This is a genomic window from Pseudomonas sp. GW456-E7 (assembly GCF_059424105.1).
Genome location: NZ_JBWKZB010000004.1, coordinates 123,820 through 144,475, shown reverse-complemented (window position 1 = coordinate 144,475; position 20,656 = coordinate 123,820). Strand labels below are relative to the sequence as shown.

The window sequence follows — 20,656 nt, the reverse complement described above, 5'->3', positions numbered from 1 at the left end:
GTCAGCGCCAGTTGAACTGCAGATACGCACTGCTGAGCTGTGAGACGCGCTGCTGATCCACCGCATCCTGGTCACCGTCGTTATCCATATCGAAGTGGATCAGCCAGTCCATCTTCCCGTCGTTGTTGGTGTCATAGGCGGAGGCGGTGTAAACGATAGTTTGATCCGACGGTTTGCCGACGCCTTCATGAAAGTGCAGGCGCACGGTGTCTGGCGAAGCGTCATTGGCGAAGTCTTCGGTGAATATCTTCAGATAGCGATCCCAGGTATCGCCGCGGTTGAACCAGTTGAGCTGCAAGTAGGCGTTTGCAAACGACTTGAGCAACCGCTCGTCCTTGGTGTTTTCCTTACCGTCGTTGTTCACATCACCGACCTGGAAATCAACCTTGCCATCAGCCGTGATATCCAGCGCATAAGCTTTATGGATGAGCCTGTCTTCTGCCCCGCTACTCTCCTCGAAAAAATGCAGGAGGACGGTGTCGGCCTTGCCGTTCGCGCTGCGGTCCTGGGCAGTCACTTTCAAATAACGCATGGTGGAGTGTCTCATTGAAGAAGGGCCGATCAAGCTAGCCCGTCCCGTCGGAACTCTCTGCGCGAACAGTTTCTTTTACTTGTAGGGCGTTTCAGCAGGCCTCGCGAGACAAGACTCTAATGGCTTTGCGCTTCAACACCTCCAGATCAATCACCGGCACATGCATCTCCTTGGCCTGTTCATCCCACTGGCGCATGCGCAAACTGACCTTGCACAACGGGTCCTGCTCGAAGGCATCGGCTTCGGCTTCGGTCATCACGCCCCCCTGATATTCCAGGGTCCGGCGACTGGCCTCGCTCAGGCGTTCGTAGTACCCAGGTTCCCTGAGTGTCAGATAACGCTTGGCCTGGACGTGGTACTCCACCAATCGGGCCATGCGTTCGCTGAAGCCGGCATTGCGCAAATAATCGGCGCCCAGCCGTTCGTGGCTGACCACGCCGTAGCCGCCCATGTTCTCGGCACCCTCGGCGCAGATGTGCCCGATATCGTGGAAGAACGCCGCCAGCACGACTTCGTCGTCGAAGCCTTCGGCCATCGCGCATTGGGCGGCCTGGGACATGTGCTCGATCTGCGACACCGGCTCGCCGATGTAATCGCTGTCGCCAAAGCGTTCGTAGAGGGCGAAGACCTTGGCGACGGTTTGTTCATTCCTGTGCATCAGAAGTCTCCCGATCAGTGAGATTTGTGGTGAATGGTAGACCGCTTTCGCGAGCAAGCCCGCTCCCACAAGGATCACCAATACCTTGTGGGAGCGGGCTTGCTCGCGAAGAGGCCCTTCCAGCCGATAAAGATCTTACTTGGCCGCCACTTTCTCGGACTTGCCATCATAACGCTTGCGCCATTCGGTCAGGATCTCGTCGCGGTTCTTCGAGGCCCAGGCGAAGTCGTTCTTGATCAGGCGCTGTTCGTAGTCGGCTGGCAGTTCGGTTTGCGGCTTGGCAATGCCAGGCTGGGCGAGCACGGCGAAGTTTTCTTTGTACAACTCCATCGCCTCGGGGCTGGCGGAGAAGTCAGCCAGTTTCTTCGCGGCTTCCTCGTGGGCAGTGCCCTTGATCACTGCAGTCGCTTCGATTTCCCAGCCCAGGCCTTCCTTCGGCAGGATGATGTCCAGCGGTGCGCCCTGGCGTTTCAGTTGAACGGCCGGGTACTCGAAGGAAATACCGATCGGGAATTCACCCGCAGCCGCCAGCTTGCAAGGTTTGGAACCGGAGTGAACGTACTGGCCGATGTTCTGGTGCAGACCGTCCATGTAGGCCCAGCCCTGCTTCTCGCCGAAGGTTTGCAGCCAGGCGCTGACGTCGAGGAAGCCGGTGCCGGACGATGCCGGGTTCGGCATGACGATCTTGCCTTTGTACTCAGGTTTGGTCAGGTCTTGCCAGCTCACGGGCTTGGTCAGGCCCTGCTTTTCAGCTTCGACGGTGTTGAAGCAAAGGGTCGCGGCCCAGACATCCATGCCGACCCAGGCTGGCGGGTTGGCGGCGTCACGGTAGTTGGCGCCGATCTTGCCCAGATCCTTCGGTGCATAACTTTGCAGCATGCCCTCCTGGTCGAGGATCGCCAGGCTGGAAGCCGCCAGGCCCCACACGGCGTCAGCCTGCGGGCGGGCTTTTTCGGCGAGCAACTTGGCCGTGATGATGCCGGTGGAATCACGCACCCATTTGATTTCGACGTCCGGGTTGGCTTTTTCGAAGGCTTCTTTATAGGTTTTCAGCTGTTCGGATTCGAGGGCGGTGTACACCGTCAACTCGGTTTTCGCCGCAAAGGCGTTCAGGCTGAAAGCGGTGAGGACAGCGGCGGCCAGGGCCATAGGCTTGAACATGATCTTTTCCTGTATTTGAGTTGAGGGTGTGAATCAGTGACCGGGCGCGGTCTGTCGCCAGGCCTGGGAGCGGCGCAGCAAACCGCGCGAAGCCCCGGCCAGCAGCAGGGACACGCCCGCCGAGGTGAACAGAATAAGGGTCGACATCGCCGCCGCGCCGCCGACGTTGCCGGCGTCGTCCATGTTCAGCACCGCCACCGCCGCGAGGATGGTGTCGGGGCTGTAGAGGAAGATCGCCGCCGAGACGGTGGTCATGGCCGAGACGAACAGGTAGCGCACGATGTCCAGCAAAGCCGGCAGGCAAATCGGCACGGTAACCCGCAGGTAATGGCGGTACAGCGGCGCCTTGAGCGACAGCGCGGCGGCTTCGAACTCGGCATCGAGTTGACGCAGTGCGGTGGTGGCGGTCATTTGCGCGGTGGTCAAATAGTGCGCAATGGTGCAGACGATCAGCAGGGTCATGGTCCCGTACAGCACATGCAGCGGGTTGCCGGTGAGGTTGAAGAAGAAGACATAACCCAACCCCAACACCAGGCCCGGCACTGCCATCGGTACGAAACTGAGCATGCGCAAGGTCAAGTTCAGGCCGCGCTGACCCCTGGTTTTTTCCATCAGGTAGGCGCCGGTGAAAATCAGCAGGCTGCCGATCAAAGCCGTGCCCAAGGCCATCTTCAAGCTGTTGCCGTAGGCCAGCCAGCCACCGCCGGCGGTTTCATTGAACTGGTAGTGGTTGAGCGACAGCGACAGGTTGTACGGCCAGAACTTCACCAGGGACGAGAACACCGCCATGCCGAACACCAGCAGCAACGCCGCGCTGATCAACAGGACGATGGCCAGGTAGCAAGCGTCGCGCAGTTTCGATGGCGCAGGCTTGAACACCTGGGCACGACCGCTCATGGAGTCGCCGTGACGGCGACGCAACCAGGCATCGACGCCAAAGCTGAACAGCGCCGGCAGCAACAACACCATGCCGATCAAGGCACCGCGGCCGAATTGCTGTTGGCCGACCACGGCTTTATAGGCTTCCAGTGCCAGCACTTGATAGTCGCCACCGACCACCACCGGAACCCCGAAATCAGTGATTGTCAGGGTGAACACCAGGCAGAACGCAGCGAAAACCGCCTGACGGGTCGCCGGCCAGGTGATGCTGCGGAACGCTTTCGCCGGACTGGCGCCCATGCTTGAAGCCGCATCGAACAGTCGCGCATCCGCCAGGGACAAGGCCGACAGAAGAATCATCAAGGCGTGTGGGAAGGTGTAGATCACCTCACCCAGAACAATGCCCCAGAAGCCGTAGATGTTGTCCGAGAGCAGGCCACGCAGCATGCCCTGGTTGCCGAACAGGTAAACCAGCGCAATCCCGGGCAGCATCGACGGCGCCATCAATGGCAGTAGGGAAATGCCACGCCAGATGCCTTTACCCGCAATCAGGGTGCGTTGCAGCGCGTAGGCAAACAGATAAGCCAGCGGTACGACAATCGCCGCGACGCTGAGGGAAACCTTCAGACTGTTGCCGAGCAACCAGTGGAAGTTCTCGCTGGTCACCAGTTCTTTCGCTGCAACCCAACCACCCCCCTGCCCGGCTTCGGCGCTGAAGCCACGCCAGAAGATCGCCAGCAACGGCATCAATACGGCAACGCCCACCAGCACCAGCAGAAGCACTTTGCCGCCGACCACGAACAGCCGGTCACCGATCTCGGCACGGGAAGTCTGCCGGACCTGCTTGTGTGGCAGCGGCAGCGCGAGGTTCGCGCTCATCAGGCAAACACCTGCAGGCTGCGCGGCGGCAAGGCGACCATGATCTGCCGGGCGCCAAGGCGCGGCATGGCTTCCGGTGCCAGTTCCGCCAACAGCGCATGACCCGGCAAATGATCGAGCTCGAAGCTCATGCGGCAGCGGTTGCCGAGGAAGGTGATCTCGCGAACCTTGGCCGGGAACAGGTTTTCCTCGTGCACCAGCGGATTGACGTTGATCGCTTCCGGACGGCAGAACAAACGGCCCGACGCGGTCTTGGCACCGCCATCGGCCAGACGCATGCTCATCCCGCCGACCTGGGCGTGGCTATCGCTGCTGCGCTGGAACGGCAACCAGTTGCCCTGGCCGACGAACTCCGCCACGAACGGTGTGGCCGGGCGGTTGTAGATTTCCTGGGGCGTGGCGTACTGCTCGACCTTGCCGTTGTTCATCACGGCGATACGGTCGGCCATCAGCATGGCCTCGTCCTGATTGTGGGTCACCATCAGAGTGGTGATGCCGAGGTTGCGTTGCAGCTGGCGCAGTTCGGTGCACAGATGCTCGCGCACCCGGGCATCGAGGGCCGACATCGGCTCGTCGAGCAGCAACAGCGAAGGTGCCGGGGCCAGAGCGCGAGCCAGTGCAACCCGCTGCTGCTGGCCACCGGACAACTGACCGGGATATTTTTTCTCGCTGCCGCTCAGGCCAACCAGTTCCAGCATCTGACCGACACGCTGGCGAATCTGGTCGCGACCATTGCCGGCGAGGCCGTAGGCAATGTTCGCTTCAACGGTGAGATTGGGGAACAACGCGTAGGACTGGAACAGAATGCCGTAGTCCCGCGCCTGGGGAGCCAGGTGGGAAACGTCGCGATCACCCAGGTACAACTCGCCGCTGTCCTGTTTTTCCAGGCCGGCGATGCAGCGCAGCAAGGTGGTCTTGCCACAGCCCGACGGCCCCAGCAGACACACCAGCTCACCGGCCGCCACGTCGAGTGAAACGTTATCCAGCGCCGTGAAAGCGCCGAAACGTTTCTGTACGCCGCGCACTTTCATCGGGGCGCCGGGATTGGTCAGGGCAGTTGCGATCGAGTTGTTCATGGACGGGCCTCATCTGGCAGATGAAGGCCATCCTAGGGTTGTAATGAGTCCGTCATGTGGCAGTAAGGCAAAAACTGCCGATAGTGGTATTCGAGGATTTTGGGTTAAGTTTTGAGGCGCCTGATCAGCCGCCATCGCGAGCAAGCTCGCTCCCACAGGGATTTTGGGTGTTCACACAATTTGTGTTTCACCTCAAACCCACTGTGGGAGCGAGCTCGCTCGCGATGAGGCCGGTACAGACACCCCAGAATTCAGGCCGGGGCCATTTCCTGCGCCAACCCGAGAAACGCCGCCGGCAACCGCGCGCCTTTGCGTTCCTTGAGGCAATACAGGTATTCGGGAATCTGCGGTGCATTCTCGATGGTCAGCACCCGCAGTTGCGGATCATGGGGTACTTCCTGGCGGGCAATGATGCTGATGCCGATGTTGCGCAGCACTGCTTCGCGGATCGATTCGCGGCTGCCGATCTCCAGCAACGGCCCGAAACTCACTCCGGCGCTGGCCAGCAACTCTTCGGTCAAGCGGCGGGTGGTCGAGCCCGGTTCGCGCATCAGCAGGGTATGCCCGGCCAAGGCACCCAGTGGTACGTGATCATGAACCGCCAGTGGATGATTGCGATGCACCGCCAGCACCAGCGGATCGCTGCCGAGCACCCGGCGAATCAGCCGCGCGTCATCGAGCAGCTGCGACGACGCTGCAACATCGACCCGGTACTCTTCCAGCGCTTCGAGCACTTGCTGGGAATTGCCGATTTCCACCGACACCTCCACCTGCGGCAAGCGCTCGCGAAAGGTTTTCACCAGGTCGAGGATGTAATACGGCGCTGTGGCGGCAATACGCAATGTGCCCTGGACCTGGCCGCAGTTGCGCAGGAAAAACTCGATGTCGGCTTCCTGCTGCATCAGCACCTTGACCATCGGCAGCAGCCGCGCGCCCTCCTCGCTGACGCTGAGACGCCGACCGCCACGGTAGAACAGCTCGACCGAATACTGACTCTCGAGGTTGCGGATCTGCGTCGTCACCGTCGGCTGGCTCAGGCCAAGCTTTTTGGCAGCCTGGGTAATGCTGCCCAGGCGGGCCACCATGTAAAACGCCTTCAGCTCGGCACTCAGCACAACCGCCCCTCATTCTTTACTTGCGCAGCAGGCGCAAACCGTTGAACACCACCAGCAAACTCACGCCCATGTCGGCGAACACTGCCATCCACATGGTAGCGACCCCGGCGAAGGTTACCCCAAGAAAGATCGCCTTGATGACCAAAGCCAGGGCGATGTTCTGTTTGAGGATGCTCGACGTCTGCCGCGACAGGCGAATGAATGCCGGGATCTTGCGCAGATCGTCGTCCATCAGGGCGACATCGGCGGTTTCGATCGCGGTATCGGTGCCTGCGGCGGCCATGGCGAAACCGATCTCGGAACGCGCCAGTGCAGGCGCGTCGTTGATGCCGTCGCCGACCATGCCGACCCGGTGCCCCTGGGCATAAAGGGCCTCGATAGACTGTAATTTGTCCCCCGGCAACAGGTCGCCCCTGGCTTCGTCGATGCCAACCTGCGCGGCAATGGCCTGCGCGGTGTGGACGTTGTCGCCGGTGAGCATCAGGGTCTTGATACCCAGGTCATGCAGTTGTTCGATGGCTTCGCGACTGGACGCCTTTACCGTATCGGCGACAGCGAACAGAGCCAAAGGACCGGACGAATCAAGCAGCAGCACCACCGACTTACCCTGCTTTTCCAAGGCAAACAGCTTTTCTTCCAGCGCCGGCGAGCACAGGCCCAGCTCCTCCACCAGACGATGGTTGCCCAAGTGGTAGAGCTGGCCGTTGATCTCGCCACGCACACCGCGCCCGCCCAGGGCTTCGAAGTTATCCACAATCAGCGTCGCACCCTGGTTATCCACAGCCGCTTTGGCGATGGCCAGGGAAACCGGGTGATCCGAGCGCCCGGCGAGCGCGGCGGCAATGGCTGGCGCCGATGCATCGGCGGTCGGGTCCAGCGACAGGTAATCGGTCTGCACCGGCTTGCCATGGGTGATGGTGCCAGTCTTGTCCAGGGCCAGGTAGTCGAGCTTGTAACCGCCCTCCAGATAGACGCCGCCCTTGACCAGGATCCCTTTGCGCGCCGCCGCCGCGAGGCCGCTGACGATGGTCACCGGCGTGGAAATCACCAGTGCACACGGGCACGCCACCACCAGCAGCACCAGCGCCCGATAGATCCAGTCGAACCACAACTCGCCCATGAACAGCGGTGGGATGACCGCCACTGCCAGCGCAAGGACAAACACTGCCGGGGTGTAGATTTTCGAAAATTGATCGACGAATCGCTGGGTCGGCGCCCGCGCGCCTTGCGCCTGTTCAACGGCGTGGATGATGCGTGCCAGGGTCGAATTACCCGCGGCGGCAGTGACCGCGTACTCAAGGGAACCGGCCTGATTGATGGTGCCGGCGAACACTTTGTCGCCGACGGTTTTCTCCACCGGCAGGCTTTCCCCGGTAATGGGCGCCTGATCGATGGTCGAACGCCCGGACAGCACTTCGCCGTCCAGACCAATGCGCTCGCCGGGACGCACACGCACCCGTGCGCCGATTTCGATGATTTTGACATCCTGCTCGACCCAACTGCCGTCGGCCTGCAACACCGTCGCCTGCTCCGGCGCCATCTGCATCAGCCCGCCGATGGCATTGCGTGCACGATCCAGGGAGCGAGCCTCGATCAGCTCGGCCACGGTGAACAGGAACATCACCATCGCCGCTTCCGGCCATTGACCGATCAGGACGGCGCCGGTAACGGCAATGCTCATCAGCGCGTTGATATTCAGATTGAGGTTCTTGAGCGCGATCCAGCCCTTTTTATAGGTGCCGAGACCGCCGCTGAGGATGGACACCAGCGCAATGACCGCGACCACCCAATCAGGCGCGGTAGCGGTGAAGTGGATGACTTCCGCCAGCAATGCGCCCACACCGGACAACGCCAATGGCCACCAGTGTTTCCTGTCGGGTTTCGCGGCCGGTGTTTCAGTCCCCTGCTCCAGCGGTTCGGCGTGCATGCCCAGGGACTTGATCGCCTCGATGATGGGCTCGGTGCCTGGCAAATCGTGGGTCACGCCGAGCACCCGGTTGATCAGATTGAACTCCAGCTGCTGCACGCCTGTCAGCTTGCTTAGCTTATTCTGGATCAGCGTCTGCTCGGTCGGGCAGTCCATCGCCTCGATGCGAAAGCTGCTCAGACGGGCACCCGCCGTCGGCGATTCGCTCAGCGTGACCCGCGCAGGCGCTGCCGTTCTTGATGAACAGCAAGCGTCGCCGTGACCGCCATGGTCATGTTTGGGCAAGGGTCGAAGCTTAACGCCGATTTCATGTTCGGCCACAGGTTTGTGGGTATGCTGAGAATCGCTCATTGGTTGCGTCCATAAGAGTGCCTGTTGCCCAGTAAAGACCCTGTAGCCACTACAGGGTCAAGCACCCATTTTGGAGTTATGGAGATTGTCGTCATGAAGATTGGAGAATTGGCGAAACTCACGGACTGCGCCGTAGAGACGATCCGCTACTACGAGCGCGAGAACCTTCTGCCGGAACCGGCCCGCAGTGACGGCAACTATCGCGTCTACACCCAGGCCCACGCCGAGCGCCTGACCTTCATCCGCAACTGTCGCACCCTCGACATGACCCTCGAGGAAATCCGCAGCCTGCTGGCGTTTCGCGACAGTCCGCAGGACCAGTGCGAAAGCGTCAACGCACTGATCGACGAGCACATCCACCACGTCAAGGCGCGGATCGACGGCCTGCTGGCCTTGCAGGCACAACTGCTCGACCTGCGCCAACGCTGCGGCGAGAGGCCGGGTGTCGATCAATGCGGGATTTTGCAGCAGCTGGAAGTGAGCGGCGGGGTTGTGGCGACAGAGGCTGAGCATTCCCATGTCGGCCGTAGTCACGGCCACTAACACGATTCCCTGTAGGAGCTGCCGCAGGCTGCGATCTTTTGATCTTGATTGTAAAAGATCAAAAGATCGCAGCCTGCGGCAGCTCCTACAGGGGATGCGTGAGCTTTATACCGCCATTGGCGCGGTCATTGGCGCGTGGTGCTCGTAGCCTTCCAGCGAGAAGTCGCCCGGCTCCACCAGCTCCAGCCATTCCGGCTGATACACACCTGTCTTGGCAAACTCCGGCACACGGTCGGAAATCACCAGTTTCGGCATCGGGAACGGTTCACGCTTGAGCTGCTCGTTGAGCATGTCCAGGTGATTTTCGTAGACGTGCGCATCACCGATGAAATAGGTGAACCAGCGTGGCGTGTAGCCGGTCAAGCGACCGATCAGGCTCAGCAGCGCGGCGCCTTCGGTGAGGTTGAACGGCGTGCCCAGGCCCAGGTCGTTGGAGCGGATGTAGAGGGTCAGAGAAATCTCTTTGGTCTCGACATTCGGGTGGAACTGGTACAGCAGGTGGCACGGCGGCAAGGCCATTTCATCGAGTTGGGCGCAGTTCCAGCCGTGGAACAGGATGCGACGGCTGCCCGGGTCCTTGATGATGGTGTCGACGCACTGGCGCACCTGGTCGATGGCCTTGTACAACACCACATATGCCTGACCGTCTTCCTCGCCTTCGGCAATCTGGCGATAACCTTGCTTGAGGGTCTGCTCGATGGCGGCCGGGTTGCTGAGCGCAATCTGCTTGTACGCCGGCCATTTGCGCCATTGCACGCCGTAGATTTCGCCAAGGTCGTCTTCACCCTGGCGGAACGGGTTGGCCAGCCACTGGGCGTTTTCGTTGGCGTTCTGGTCCCAGACCTTGCAGCCCAGGGCACGGAATTCGGCAGCGTTGTTCACGCCACGCAGGAATCCGCACATTTCGCCGATGGCCGATTTGAAGGCCATCTTGCGCGTGGTGATCGCCGGGAAACCTTCCTGCAGGTCATAACGCAGCATCGCGCCGGGAAAACTGATGGTGTTCACGCCGGTACGGTTGGCCTGCTTGGTGCCGTTCTTGATGACGTGGGCGACCAGTTCGAGATATTGCTTCATGAGTTACCTGTGTCCTTGAACCCGCAGCCATCGCTGCGGGGTTCGAATTTTATACGGCTGCCGCTGGAGTTGCCGGGGCGCGGTGATACGCCAGCCAGATCAGGACCAGGCCGCCGACGATCATCGGCAGGCACAGCACCTGGCCCATGGTCAGCCAGTTCCAGGCCAGATAGCCCAGCTGGGCGTCCGGTACGCGGACGAACTCGACGATGAAACGGAAGATGCCATAGAACAGCGCGAACATCCCCGATACCGCCATGGTCGGCCGCGGCTTGCGCGAGAACAGCCACAGGATCAGGAACAGCGCCACGCCTTCGAGGGCGAACTGGTACAGCTGCGACGGATGACGCGCCAGTTGCGCCGGATCGGTCGGAAAGACCATCGCCCACGGCACATCGGTTGCCTTGCCCCACAACTCGGCGTTGATGAAGTTGCCGATACGCCCGGCCCCCAGGCCAATCGGCACCATCGGCGCAACGAAGTCCATCAGCTGGAAGAACGACTTGTTGTTCTTTTTACCGAACCACAACGCCGCCAGCATCACGCCGATGAAACCGCCGTGGAACGACATGCCGCCCTTCCACACTTCGAAAATCAGCGTCGGGTTGGCCAGGTAAGCGCCCAGGTCGTAGAACAGCACATAACCCAGGCGTCCGCCGACGATCACCCCCATCGACATCCAGAACACCATGTCGGAGAGCTTCTCCTTGGTCCAGGTCGGGTCGAAGCGGTTCAACCGGCGGGACGCCAGCAGCCACGCGCCGCCGATGCCGATCAGGTACATCAGGCCGTACCAGTGGATTTTCAGCGGACCGATGGCCAGGGCCACCGGGTCGATCTGCGGGTAAGGCAGCATTGCGACTCCTCGTTAGAGTTCAAATCTCAAAAATTCCCGGGCGACGCTGCCACCTCAGGATTAAGCCAGGATTGCGCTGCCCGTCAGAGCAGATGCTTCAGACTAGAAAGTTCAAGCCGACGCAGAACAGCAAAGCGGCAAACAGCCTTTTCAGCAACCTCGGCGACAACCTGTGGGCCAGTCGCGCGCCCAAACGGGCGAACACCATGCTGGTCAGGGCAATGCCCAGCAGCGCCGGCAAATAAACAAAACCGAGACTATGGGCCGGAAGCAACGGTTCGTGCCAGCCCAGAATCATGAAACTTAATGCACTGGCCAGGGCAATCGGCAGCCCGCAGGCCGATGAAGTGGCCACGGCTTGCTGCATTGGTACGCTGCGCCAGGTCAGGAATGGCACGGTCAACGAACCGCCGCCAATGCCGAAAATCGCCGAGGCCCAGCCAATCACGCTGCCGGCCACGGTCAGACCGAGCTTGCCCGGCACGGTTCGGCTGGCCTTGGGTTTGACCTCCAGTGCCAGTTGAGCGGCGATCACCAGGGCGAATACACCAATGAGTTTCTGCAGGTTGGGGCCGGAAATCGCTTCCGCCGTCAAGGCGCCGAACCCGGCACCGATCAGAATGCCGACGGTCATCCACATGAAGATCGGCCAACGCACGGCGCCACGGCGGTGATGCTCGCGTACCGCGTTGACCGAGGTAAAGATGATCGTCGCCAGGGACGTCCCCACTGCCAGGTGCGTGAGGATCGACGGATCGAAGCCTTGGGCCTTGAAGCTGAACACCAGCACCGGGACGATGATGATCCCGCCACCCACGCCAAACAGCCCGGCGAGCACACCTGCACAGGCGCCGAGCGCCAGATAGAGCAGAAATTCCATGGTTGTCCCGCCCGTATCCCCAAAACCGGAGCGGCATGGTAACGGATGCATGGCCTCAAGCTCCACTGTGCAAGGCGATGGATCGATGAGCGATGTCTGCGTAGAGTGAGCAAAAAACACACAAGGACAGCCTGATGTGCCTGATTGTTTTTGCCTGGCGACCGGGTCATGCCCAGCCGCTGGTCGTGGCGGCCAATCGCGATGAATTCTACGCCCGCCCCAGCCTCCCCCTGGCGCCATGGCCCGAAGCACCGCACGTGCATGCGGGGCGCGACCTCGAGGCCGGTGGCACCTGGCTCGGTGTCGGTGCCAATGGACGTTTTGCAGCACTGACCAACATCCGCGACCCCCACCGACCGCCAGGGCGCAAGTCTCGTGGGGAGCTGGTCGCGCGATTTCTCACCGGGGAACTGACAATCGACGACTATTTAGCCGACGTTGTCGACCGTTCGCTGGAGTATGGTGGCTTTAACCTGCTGGTCGGCAATTCCCATGAGCTCTGGCACTTCAATCAACGGGAAGCGGAAGCCGTCATGCTGGCCCCCGGGGTCTACGGGTTATCCAATGCCGGGCTGGATACACCCTGGCCGAAACTGCTCAAGGCCAGGGCGGCGTTGAGCGAGGTGCTGGCTAATCCGCAGCCTCAGGCACTGCTGGCGTTATTGAGCGATGCGCAGACCGCGCCGTTTGCCGAGTTGCCGGACACGGGAGTGGGGCTGGCGACCGAGACGTTGCTGTCGAGTGTGTTCATTGCCAGCCAGAGTTATGGGACGCGGGCGAGTACGGCGTTGATTGTGCAGGCGGATGGCACGCGGCATATCGTCGAACGCAGTTTCGGACCCTATGGCGGGCATCTTGGGGAAGTGGAGATCAAGATCTGAAAGATCGCAGCCTTCGGCAGCTCCTACAGGGTTTGATGCACACTGTAGGAGCTGCCGCAGGCTGCGATCTTTTCAGAGCGGCGCCTTGATCGCCGCCGGATTGATCATCCGCGCCAACCCGAGGTTCTTCAGCGCCAGTTGCAGCGAGCTGTGGATAACCTGCGGGTTGTCGATGGTCATCAGCTCGGCCAGCAATTCCCTGGCCTTGCTCAGGTTGATCTGGCGCAGCATCCACTTCACCTTCGGCAAGTTGGTGGCGTTCATCGACAGGCTGTCGAAACCCATCGCCATCAACAGCACGGCCGCCGCCGGGTCACCGGCCATCTCACCGCAGATGCTCACCGGCTTGCCTTCGGCATGGGCGTCACGCACTACGTTCTGCAATGCCTGAAGCACCGCCGGGTGCAGGTAGTCGTAAAGATCGGCGACCCGCGGGTTGTTGCGGTCCACGGCCAACAGGTATTGGGTCAGGTCGTTGGAACCGACCGACAGGAAATCCACCTGCCGCGCCAGTTCCTTGGTCTGGTACACCGCTGCCGGGATCTCGATCATCACGCCAATCGGCGGCATCGGCACGTCACAGCCTTCGTCGCGCACTTCGCCCCAGGCGCGGTGGATCAGGTGCAGCGCTTCTTCCAACTCATGAATGCCGGAGATCATCGGCAGCAGAATGCGCAGGTTGTTCAAGCCTTCGCTGGCCTTGAGCATGGCACGGGTCTGCACCAGGAAGATTTCCGGGTGGTCGAGGGTGACGCGAATGCCGCGCCAGCCGAGGAACGGGTTGTCTTCCTTGATCGGGAAGTACGACAGTGACTTGTCGCCACCGATGTCCAGAGTGCGCATGGTCACCGGTTGCGGGTGGAACGCGGCCAGTTGTTCGCGGTAGATCGCCAGTTGCTCCTTTTCGCTCGGGAACCGCTGGTTGATCATGAACGGCACTTCGGTGCGGTACAGGCCCACGCCTTCGGCACCGCGCTTCTGCGCCCGCGCAACGTCCGCCAGCAGGCCGGTGTTGACCCACAGCGGCATGCGGTGGCCATCGACCGTGATACACGGCAGATCACGCAGCGCATCCAGCCCGAGGGCCAGTTGCTTCTCTTCCTCGACCACTTCGGCGAACTGCTTGCGCAGCACGTCACTCGGGTTGGTGTAGACCTCGCCATGGTAGCCGTCGACGATCATCTGGATGCCGTCGACCTTGGAGTACGGCAGGTCGACCAGGCCCATCACAGTCGGGATGCCCATGGCGCGGGCGAGGATGGCGACGTGGGAGTTACCGGAACCGAGCACCGACACCAGGCCGGCCAGCTTGCCTTCCGGCACCTCGCCGAGCATCGCCGGCGTCAGTTCTTCGCTGACCAGGATGGTGTTGTCGGGGTAGACCAGGGTTTGCTGGCGCTCTTCCTGCAAATAAGCCAGCAAGCGCCGGCCGAGGTCCTTGACGTCCGAGGCGCGCTCACGCAGGTAAGCGTCGTCCATCAATTCGAAACGGTTGACGTGATCGGTGACCACCTGGCGCAACGCGCCCTGGGCCCACTGACCGGTCTTGATCACGGTGGTGACTTCGCTGCCCAGCGCCGCATCGTCAAGCATCATCAAATAGACGTCGAACAAGGCGCGCTCTTCCGGGCGCAACTGCGTGGCGAGCTTGGCCGACAACGCGCGCATGTCGGCGCGCACGCCTTCGATGGCGGTTTTGAACAGCCCGAGTTCGGCGTCGATGTCGGTGATGGTCTTGTCCGGCACCACGTCCAGGTCGGCCGGTGGCAGCATGACCACCGCCGTACCCACAGCCGCACCCGGCGACCCCGGTACGCCGACGAACTTGGCTTCCTGGATGCCTTTGCCCTGACGACCGAGGCCACGGATCGAGCCGGTGGCTTCGGCGTGGGCGATAACGCCGGCGAGCTGCGCGCTCATGGTCACGAGGAAGGCTTCTTCACCTTCATCGAACTGACGACGTTCTTTTTGCTGAATGACCAACACGCCGACGACGCGGCGGTGGTGAATGATCGGCGCCCCGAGGAATGAGGCGAAGCGCTCTTCACCGGTCTCGGCGAAGTAGCGGTAGCGCGGATGGTCCGCAGCGTTTTCGAGGTTCAGGGGTTCTTCGCGCGTACCGACCAGGCCAACCAGACCTTCGTTGGGTGCCATGCTGACTTTGCCGATCGAGCGCTTGTTCAAGCCCTCGGTGGCCATCAGCACGAAGCGGTTGGTCTCGGGGTCAAGCAGGTAGACCGAGCAGACCTGGCTGCCCATGGCCTCTTTGACGCGCAACACAATAATCCCCAACGCCGCCTTGAGATCCTTGGCGGAGTTAACTTCCTGGACGATCTTGCGCAGCGTATTGAGCATGGCTCGGGGTCGAACTCCGTCGTCAGTCGCGCGCTAAAAGGCGCGGGGCAAGCTCTTTGAGAGCGCGTCGATACACCTCGCGCTTGAATGTCACCACCTGGCCCAACGGATACCAATAACTGACCCAGCGCCAGCCATCGAATTCCGGTTTACCGGTCAAATCCATCCGCACCCGCTGCTCGTTGGAGATCAGGCGCAGGAGAAACCATTTCTGTTTCTGGCCGATGCACAGCGGTTGGCTGTGGGTACGTACCAGACGTTGCGGCAAACGATAGCGCAACCAGCCCCGGGTGCAGGCGAGAATTTCAACATCTTCGCGCTCCAGGCCTACTTCTTCGTTCAGCTCGCGGTACAAGGCGTCTTCCGGCGTCTCTTCGGGGTTGATTCCCCCCTGCGGAAACTGCCAGGCATCTTGATTGATTCGGCGAGCCCATAGCACCTGGCCGGCGTCATTCGTCAGAATGATCCCGACATTGGGGCGAAAACCATCGGGGTCGATCACGGCAACAACCTCGCAAACGCATGTCGCCGCATTGTTCCACAAAGGTTGTTAAGGCGGCAACGAAGGTTCCTACCTTATGTGCACTCTTGTGAAAAGACCGTATTCTTGTCGCCTTTTTACTGACTTTTCAGCGGGTAACTGCAATGCGCCTGGCTTTATTCGATTTGGACAACACCCTCCTGGGCGGTGACAGCGATCACGCCTGGGGCGATTACCTGTGCGAGCGCGGCTTTCTCGACGCCGTCGCCTACAAGGCACGCAACGATGAGTTCTACCAGGATTACCTGGCCGGCAAACTGGATAACGCTGCTTACCTGAACTTCTGCCTGGAAGTCCTCGGGCGTACCGAAATGGCCACGCTGGATCAGTGGCACAGTGACTACATGCGCGACTGCATCGAACCGATCGTACTGCCCAAGGCTATTGAACTGCTGGCCAAGCACCGCGCCGCCGGCGACAAACTGGTGATCATCACCGCCACCAACCGCTTCGTCACCGGGCCGATTGCCGAGCGCCTGGGCGTCGAAACCCTGATCGCCACCGAATGCGAAATGGTCGACGGCCGCTACACCGGACGCAGCACCGATGTGCCGTGCTTCCGCGAAGGCAAGGTGACGCGGTTGAATCGCTGGCTGGAAGAAACCGGGTTTACGCTGGAAGACAGCTACTTCTATAGCGACTCGATGAATGATTTGCCGTTGCTGGAGCAGGTGACGAATCCGGTGGCGGTTGATCCGGACCCGAACTTGCGGGCCGAGGCTGAGAAGCGTGGTTGGCCGGTGATTTCGTTGCGCGACTGAAGATCAAAAGATCGCAGCCTTCGGCAGCTCCTGCAGGTGTACACATTCCCCCTGTAGGAGCTGCCGAAGGCTGCGATCTTTTCGGGTTAAACCGGCTTCGCTCCCATCAACCCCGCAATGGCGACAAAACAGACAAAACTGAACAATGCCAGGGCAAAGGTGAACTTGCCCACGCCACCCGGCGCCTTGCGCAACTTGTTCAGCCGTACCAGCAGCCAGAACCACGCCAACGCCGCCACGGTGTACAACACACTGGAGGCCAGCAACCAGGCCTGTCCCAGCGGCCAGCCCACCAGGTGCACCATCCACCAGCCGGTAAACGGCATGCTCAGCAGCGCCAGCCCCATCAACAGCCAGACAAATACACGTGGCCGTTGCAGGGTGCGGCTTCCCGCCGTCGCATCACCCTTGCGCCGCGCCAGCAAAACCCAGACGCCCAGACCCAGCGCACAAGCCAGCAGTACAACGGTTGCCACCATGTGCGCCGCTTTCAGGGCAGTTAACGTTTCCATTGTTTGATTCCCTTATGACCTGCCCAACAGCGTAGCCCCTCAGCCAAGAAACAGCTGATAGGCCGGGTTGTCGCTTTCGTCCCAGTACGGGTAACCGATTTCTTCCAGCGCCGCCGGCACCAGGTGGCGCTCGTCGTGCGGCACTTGCAGGCCCGCGACGACACGGCCGTCCGCCGCGCCATGGTTGCGGTAATGGAACATCGAGATGTTCCAGCGCCCACCGAGCTTGTTGAGGAAGTTGAACAGCGCCCCCGGACGCTCCGGGAATTCGAAACGCAGGATCACTTCGTCGACCACATGCGCCGCACGCCCGCCGACCATGTGGCGGATGTGCAACTTGGCCAGTTCATTGTCGGTCAGGTCCAGCACCGGGAAACCTTGTTCGCTCAGGCTGGCGATCAGGGCGCTGCGCGGGTCGTTTTCCGGGTGGGTCTGCACGCCGACAAAGATGTGCGCTTCGCTGCCGGTGTTGTAGCGGTAGTTGAATTCGGTGATCTGGCGCTTGCCGATGGCTTCGCAGAACGCCTTGAAGCTGCCCGGCTTCTCGGGAATGGTCACGGCGATGATCGCTTCGCGGCCCTCGCCCAGTTCCGCACGCTCGGCGACGTGGCGCAGGCGATCGAAGTTGACGTTGGCGCCGGAGTCGATGGCCACGAAGGTCTGGCCGCTGACGCCGCGCTGCTCGACATACTTCTTGATCCCGGCCACGCCCAAGGCGCCGGCAGGTTCGGTGATCGAGCGGGTATCGTCGTAGATATCCTTGATAGCAGCACAGATTTCATCGGTGCTGACGGTGATCACTTCATCGACATAGTCCTTGCAGATGTCAAAGGTGTGCTGACCGATCTGAGCCACCGCAACTCCGTCGGCGAAGATGCCCACTGTCGGCAACACCACGCGCTCGCCCGCCGCCATGGCGGCTTGCAGGCAATTGGAGTCATCCGGCTCGACGCCGATGATCTTGATGTCCGGGCGCAGGTACTTCACGTACGCCGCAATGCCGGCGATCAGGCCGCCACCGCCCACCGGGACGAAAATCGCATCCAGTGGCTGCGGGTGCTGGCGCAGAATCTCCATCGCCACGGTGCCCTGCCCGGCAATGGTGTGGGGATCGTCGTACGGGTGAATGTAGACGTAGCCTTTTTCATCGACCAGTTTCAGCGAGTAGGCCAGGGCTTCCGGGAACGAATCGCCGTGCAGCACCACTTTACCGCCGCGCGAACGCACGCCTTCGACCTTGATCTCCGGGGTGGTCTTGGGCATGACGATGGTCGCCTTCACACCCAGCACCTTCGCCGCCAGGGCCAGGCCTTGCGCATGGTTGCCCGCCGAAGCCGTCACTACGCCGCGGGCGCGCTCTTCATCGCTCAACTGGGTCAACTTGTTGTAGGCGCCGCGAATCTTGAAGGAGAACACCGGCTGCAAGTCTTCGCGCTTGAGCCAAATGCTGTTGCCCAGCCGCTCGGAAAGCTGGCGGGCAGACTGCAAGGGGGTTTCTACGGCAACGTCATAAACGCGCGAGGTGAGGATCTTTTTGACGTACTGTTCAAGCATCGGAAAGCATCACTGAGCGGGTTGGGCGGGACCAAGGAGTCTAACCCGCATTTTGGCCGCACGACCACCTGTTGTAGGAGCGAGCTTGCTCGCGAAAAACGCAATGGCACCGCTGCACATCTATTTTCACGCGTTATCGTTCACGACCATCGCGAGCAAGCTCGCTCCTACAAGGAACGGTCGACCTGCCAATCGGGCAATGACCTTCCCTGCCCCGGGGCCTATAATGCCGGCCTTTCGTTCCCTCCTCGGCACTCCGGAGCCCGCATGAACCAGGATCAACTCAAACAGGCAGTGGCCCAGGCCGCCGTCGACTTCATCCTTCCGAAACTCGACGACAAGAGCATCGTCGGGGTCGGCACCGGCTCCACCGCCAACTGCTTCATCGATGCCCTGGCCCAGCACAAGGGCGCATTCGATGGCGCCGTTGCCAGTTCCGAAGCCACCGCCGCGCGCCTCAAGGGCCACGGGATTCCGGTGTACGAACTGAACACCGTCAGCGACCTGGAGTTCTATGTCGACGGCGCCGATGAAAGCGACGAGCACCTGAACCTGATCAAGGGTGGCGGCGCCGCCCTGACCCGCGAGAAGATCGTCGCGGCCGTGGCCAAGACGTTCATCTGCATCGCCGATGCCAGCAAACTGGTGCCGGTCCTCGGTACTTTCCCGCTGCCGGTGGAAGTCATCCCGATGGCCCGCAGCCATGTGGCCCGCGAACTGGTGAAGCTCGGTGGCGACCCGGTCTACCGCGAAGGCGTGCTGACCGACAACGGCAACATCATCCTCGACGTGTTCAACATGCAGATCACCAACCCGGTGGAGCTGGAGACACAGATCAACGCGATCGTCGGCGTGGTCACCAATGGTTTGTTCGCGGCGCGTCCGGCGGATCTGTTGCTGTTGGGTACGAGCGAAGGCGTGAAGACCCTGCGCGCCGAGTAAGCCAGGCCTTCCACATATTTGTGGGCAGATGAAATACCTGTGGGAGCGAGCTTGCTCGCGATGAGGCCGTGTCAGTCGACTGAAATGTTGAATGACAGACCGCAATCGCGAGCAAGCTCGCTCCCACAGTATTTTGTGGTGTTGGTCAGGGTTGTGTTGGTTTCTTGAACACGTAGAACAGGTTCGGCTCGCTGACGAGGTACAGCGTACCGTCGTCGTCCACGGCGATCCCCTCCGCTTGCGGCACGATGTTTTGCAGGCCTTGGCGCCCCTTGCCCAACGACATTGTGCTCAGCGGACGCCCGCTCACATCCAGCTCCAGAATCAACCGCGACTCATCCGACAGCGCCAGCAAGTGCCCGCTGCGCTCGTCGTATTGCAGGCTCGACAGATCCCGCACGAACATCCCGGCATCACGCTTGGGGTCGTTGATCACGTGTATCGAGTAGGATTCTTCAGGATTGAAGCGCGGGAAACCGTGCACCTCGTAGATCAGCATCGGGTTGCGCTCCTTGGCAACGAACAGGCGCTTGCCCACGGAATCGTAAGCCAGCCCCTCGAAACCCTTGTTGCCACCCATGTGGACGCCAATGGTCATCTGCTCGGCGTCTGCCGCATCGACGAAAGTGGTGTCCTGCTCCAGACGAATCTTGATCAGCCGCTGCTGGCTTTCATCAGTGACCACATAGATGTCCTCACTGATGAACTCCACCGCCTCCGGATCGCCGAAACCGACCAGTGCCACACGGCGCAAAATCCTGCCGTCGAGGGACAACTCGATCAGCTCGCTGTGTTTGTTGGTGACGGTGAACAGGCTTTTGCGCACCGGGTCGTAGGTCAACGCTGAAACGTTGTCCGCCAGGCCATCGATCACCTGCGCTTCGGTCACGACCCGGTATTGATCAAGGCCCATGGTCTGGGAACTCACCGGCTGCCACAGCGTATGCAGATTGAACCAGGCACGCTCGAACAGACGCAGGTATTGGCCGAGCGCAACCAAGGCGACCAGCGAGATCACCGACAGGATCAGAATCAGGGATTTGGGGCGGGCAAATCGACGCATTCGGGCGGGCTCTGGGTCAAAACAGGCGGATGAAATATCACGCCCGTCTGAACTGAAGCTTAATGGCCGCGGGCCCTTTACGTATACGCAATCAACGTAGGAGCTGCCGCGCG

The 20,656-nt window shown here is 61.1% G+C and carries 19 protein-coding genes; 4 read left to right on the top strand and 15 right to left on the bottom strand.

All coding sequences use genetic code 11. The annotated features are described in order from the left end of the window. Position 1: 1 nt before the first annotated feature. The 7 genes from AC07YV_RS04865 to AC07YV_RS04835 form a co-directional block, all read right to left on the bottom strand. Positions 2-532 (bottom strand): hypothetical protein, encoded by a 531-nt coding sequence (locus tag AC07YV_RS04865; protein WP_102699990.1) that lies wholly within the window; start codon positions 530-532, stop codon positions 2-4. Positions 533-623: 91 nt separating this feature from the next. Next, positions 624-1,190 (bottom strand): phosphonate degradation HD-domain oxygenase, encoded by a 567-nt coding sequence (locus AC07YV_RS04860; protein WP_102699991.1) that lies wholly within the window; start codon positions 1,188-1,190, stop codon positions 624-626. A 135-nt stretch (positions 1,191-1,325) separates the two neighbouring features. Next, complete coding sequence (locus AC07YV_RS04855; RefSeq protein WP_102699992.1) at positions 1,326-2,351, bottom strand: putative 2-aminoethylphosphonate ABC transporter substrate-binding protein; 1,026 nt, start codon at positions 2,349-2,351, stop codon at positions 1,326-1,328. Positions 2,352-2,384: 33 nt separating this feature from the next. Further along, positions 2,385-4,109 (bottom strand): putative 2-aminoethylphosphonate ABC transporter permease subunit, encoded by a 1,725-nt coding sequence (locus AC07YV_RS04850; RefSeq protein WP_102699993.1) that lies wholly within the window; start codon positions 4,107-4,109, stop codon positions 2,385-2,387. Then, on the bottom strand, positions 4,109-5,185 hold the full coding sequence (locus AC07YV_RS04845; RefSeq protein WP_102699994.1) for a putative 2-aminoethylphosphonate ABC transporter ATP-binding protein: 1,077 nt from the start codon (positions 5,183-5,185) through the stop codon (positions 4,109-4,111). Before AC07YV_RS04845 ends, AC07YV_RS04850 begins: the two co-directional genes overlap by 1 nt. A gap of 251 nt (positions 5,186-5,436) precedes the next feature. Then, complete coding sequence (locus tag AC07YV_RS04840; protein ID WP_102699995.1) at positions 5,437-6,300, bottom strand: LysR family transcriptional regulator; 864 nt, start codon at positions 6,298-6,300, stop codon at positions 5,437-5,439. A gap of 16 nt (positions 6,301-6,316) precedes the next feature. Then, positions 6,317-8,578, bottom strand: coding sequence for a heavy metal translocating P-type ATPase (locus AC07YV_RS04835; RefSeq protein ID WP_102699996.1), 2,262 nt, complete (start codon positions 8,576-8,578; stop codon positions 6,317-6,319). Positions 8,579-8,671: 93 nt separating this feature from the next. Between AC07YV_RS04835 and cadR the strand changes: the two genes are divergently transcribed. After that, positions 8,672-9,121 carry a Cd(II)/Pb(II)-responsive transcriptional regulator gene (cadR, locus tag AC07YV_RS04830; RefSeq protein ID WP_102699997.1) on the top strand — a complete coding sequence of 150 codons (450 nt, stop codon included), beginning with the start codon at positions 8,672-8,674 and terminating at the stop codon, positions 9,119-9,121. Positions 9,122-9,226: 105 nt separating this feature from the next. Here the strand turns inward: cadR and AC07YV_RS04825 are convergent, their stop codons facing one another. From AC07YV_RS04825 to AC07YV_RS04815, 3 genes are all read right to left on the bottom strand, one after another. After that, complete coding sequence (locus AC07YV_RS04825; RefSeq protein WP_102699998.1) at positions 9,227-10,198, bottom strand: thymidylate synthase; 972 nt, start codon at positions 10,196-10,198, stop codon at positions 9,227-9,229. Positions 10,199-10,247: 49 nt separating this feature from the next. Next, positions 10,248-11,054 carry a prolipoprotein diacylglyceryl transferase gene (gene lgt / locus AC07YV_RS04820; protein ID WP_102699999.1) on the bottom strand — a complete coding sequence of 269 codons (807 nt, stop codon included), beginning with the start codon at positions 11,052-11,054 and terminating at the stop codon, positions 10,248-10,250. Between the two features lie 97 nt (positions 11,055-11,151). Next, entirely contained in the window at positions 11,152-11,934 is a 783-nt protein-coding gene (locus AC07YV_RS04815) for a sulfite exporter TauE/SafE family protein (protein ID WP_102700000.1), read from the bottom strand. A gap of 134 nt (positions 11,935-12,068) precedes the next feature. On the opposite strand from AC07YV_RS04815, the gene AC07YV_RS04810 reads away from it, so the two are divergent. Continuing rightward, positions 12,069-12,815 (top strand): NRDE family protein, encoded by a 747-nt coding sequence (locus AC07YV_RS04810; protein WP_102700001.1) that lies wholly within the window; start codon positions 12,069-12,071, stop codon positions 12,813-12,815. A 72-nt stretch (positions 12,816-12,887) separates the two neighbouring features. Here the strand turns inward: AC07YV_RS04810 and ptsP are convergent, their stop codons facing one another. Both ptsP and AC07YV_RS04800 read right to left on the bottom strand, forming a co-directional pair. After that, complete coding sequence (gene ptsP / locus AC07YV_RS04805; protein ID WP_102700002.1) at positions 12,888-15,170, bottom strand: phosphoenolpyruvate--protein phosphotransferase; 2,283 nt, start codon at positions 15,168-15,170, stop codon at positions 12,888-12,890. 22 nt (positions 15,171-15,192) lie between these two features. After that, complete coding sequence (locus AC07YV_RS04800; RefSeq protein WP_003229203.1) at positions 15,193-15,672, bottom strand: RNA pyrophosphohydrolase; 480 nt, start codon at positions 15,670-15,672, stop codon at positions 15,193-15,195. A 143-nt stretch (positions 15,673-15,815) separates the two neighbouring features. Between AC07YV_RS04800 and AC07YV_RS04795 the strand changes: the two genes are divergently transcribed. Further along, positions 15,816-16,472: a histidinol-phosphatase gene (locus AC07YV_RS04795; protein ID WP_102700003.1), complete on the top strand. Its 657-nt coding sequence runs from the start codon at positions 15,816-15,818 to the stop codon at positions 16,470-16,472. Positions 16,473-16,558: 86 nt separating this feature from the next. Here the strand turns inward: AC07YV_RS04795 and AC07YV_RS04790 are convergent, their stop codons facing one another. Further along, complete coding sequence (locus tag AC07YV_RS04790; protein WP_102700004.1) at positions 16,559-16,984, bottom strand: DUF2269 domain-containing protein; 426 nt, start codon at positions 16,982-16,984, stop codon at positions 16,559-16,561. Between the two features lie 39 nt (positions 16,985-17,023). Next, a complete protein-coding gene (gene ilvA, locus AC07YV_RS04785; protein WP_102700005.1) occupies positions 17,024-18,538 on the bottom strand; it encodes a threonine ammonia-lyase, biosynthetic in 1,515 nt (504 codons plus the stop codon). Between the two features lie 267 nt (positions 18,539-18,805). On the opposite strand from ilvA, the gene rpiA reads away from it, so the two are divergent. After that, entirely contained in the window at positions 18,806-19,480 is a 675-nt protein-coding gene (gene rpiA / locus AC07YV_RS04780; RefSeq protein WP_015097253.1) for a ribose-5-phosphate isomerase RpiA, read from the top strand. 145 nt (positions 19,481-19,625) lie between these two features. Here rpiA and AC07YV_RS04775 read toward each other — a convergent pair whose 3' ends face one another. Then, positions 19,626-20,543: an SdiA-regulated domain-containing protein gene (locus tag AC07YV_RS04775; protein WP_102700006.1), complete on the bottom strand. Its 918-nt coding sequence runs from the start codon at positions 20,541-20,543 to the stop codon at positions 19,626-19,628. Positions 20,544-20,656: the final 113 nt, after the last annotated feature.

What these genes read in the sequence shown, in the direction of transcription:
- AC07YV_RS04865 (WP_102699990.1), bottom strand. Translation starts at nt 532, where the DNA reads ATGCGTTATTTGAAAGTGACTGCCCAGGACCGCAGCGCGAACGGCAAG.
- lgt (WP_102699999.1), bottom strand. Translation starts at nt 11,054, where the DNA reads ATGCTGCCTTACCCGCAGATCGACCCGGTGGCCCTGGCCATCGGTCCG.
- cadR (WP_102699997.1), top strand. Translation starts at nt 8,672, where the DNA reads ATGAAGATTGGAGAATTGGCGAAACTCACGGACTGCGCCGTAGAGACG.
- AC07YV_RS04835 (WP_102699996.1), bottom strand. Translation starts at nt 8,578, where the DNA reads ATGAGCGATTCTCAGCATACCCACAAACCTGTGGCCGAACATGAAATC.
- AC07YV_RS04795 (WP_102700003.1), top strand. Translation starts at nt 15,816, where the DNA reads ATGCGCCTGGCTTTATTCGATTTGGACAACACCCTCCTGGGCGGTGAC.
- AC07YV_RS04850 (WP_102699993.1), bottom strand. Translation starts at nt 4,109, where the DNA reads ATGAGCGCGAACCTCGCGCTGCCGCTGCCACACAAGCAGGTCCGGCAG.
- AC07YV_RS04845 (WP_102699994.1), bottom strand. Translation starts at nt 5,185, where the DNA reads ATGAACAACTCGATCGCAACTGCCCTGACCAATCCCGGCGCCCCGATG.
- AC07YV_RS04815 (WP_102700000.1), bottom strand. Translation starts at nt 11,934, where the DNA reads ATGGAATTTCTGCTCTATCTGGCGCTCGGCGCCTGTGCAGGTGTGCTC.
- ptsP (WP_102700002.1), bottom strand. Translation starts at nt 15,170, where the DNA reads ATGCTCAATACGCTGCGCAAGATCGTCCAGGAAGTTAACTCCGCCAAG.
- AC07YV_RS04775 (WP_102700006.1), bottom strand. Translation starts at nt 20,543, where the DNA reads ATGCGTCGATTTGCCCGCCCCAAATCCCTGATTCTGATCCTGTCGGTG.
- AC07YV_RS04855 (WP_102699992.1), bottom strand. Translation starts at nt 2,351, where the DNA reads ATGTTCAAGCCTATGGCCCTGGCCGCCGCTGTCCTCACCGCTTTCAGC.
- ilvA (WP_102700005.1), bottom strand. Translation starts at nt 18,538, where the DNA reads ATGCTTGAACAGTACGTCAAAAAGATCCTCACCTCGCGCGTTTATGAC.
- AC07YV_RS04790 (WP_102700004.1), bottom strand. Translation starts at nt 16,984, where the DNA reads ATGGAAACGTTAACTGCCCTGAAAGCGGCGCACATGGTGGCAACCGTT.
- AC07YV_RS04860 (WP_102699991.1), bottom strand. Translation starts at nt 1,190, where the DNA reads ATGCACAGGAATGAACAAACCGTCGCCAAGGTCTTCGCCCTCTACGAA.
- AC07YV_RS04810 (WP_102700001.1), top strand. Translation starts at nt 12,069, where the DNA reads ATGTGCCTGATTGTTTTTGCCTGGCGACCGGGTCATGCCCAGCCGCTG.
- rpiA (WP_015097253.1), top strand. Translation starts at nt 18,806, where the DNA reads ATGAACCAGGATCAACTCAAACAGGCAGTGGCCCAGGCCGCCGTCGAC.
- AC07YV_RS04825 (WP_102699998.1), bottom strand. Translation starts at nt 10,198, where the DNA reads ATGAAGCAATATCTCGAACTGGTCGCCCACGTCATCAAGAACGGCACC.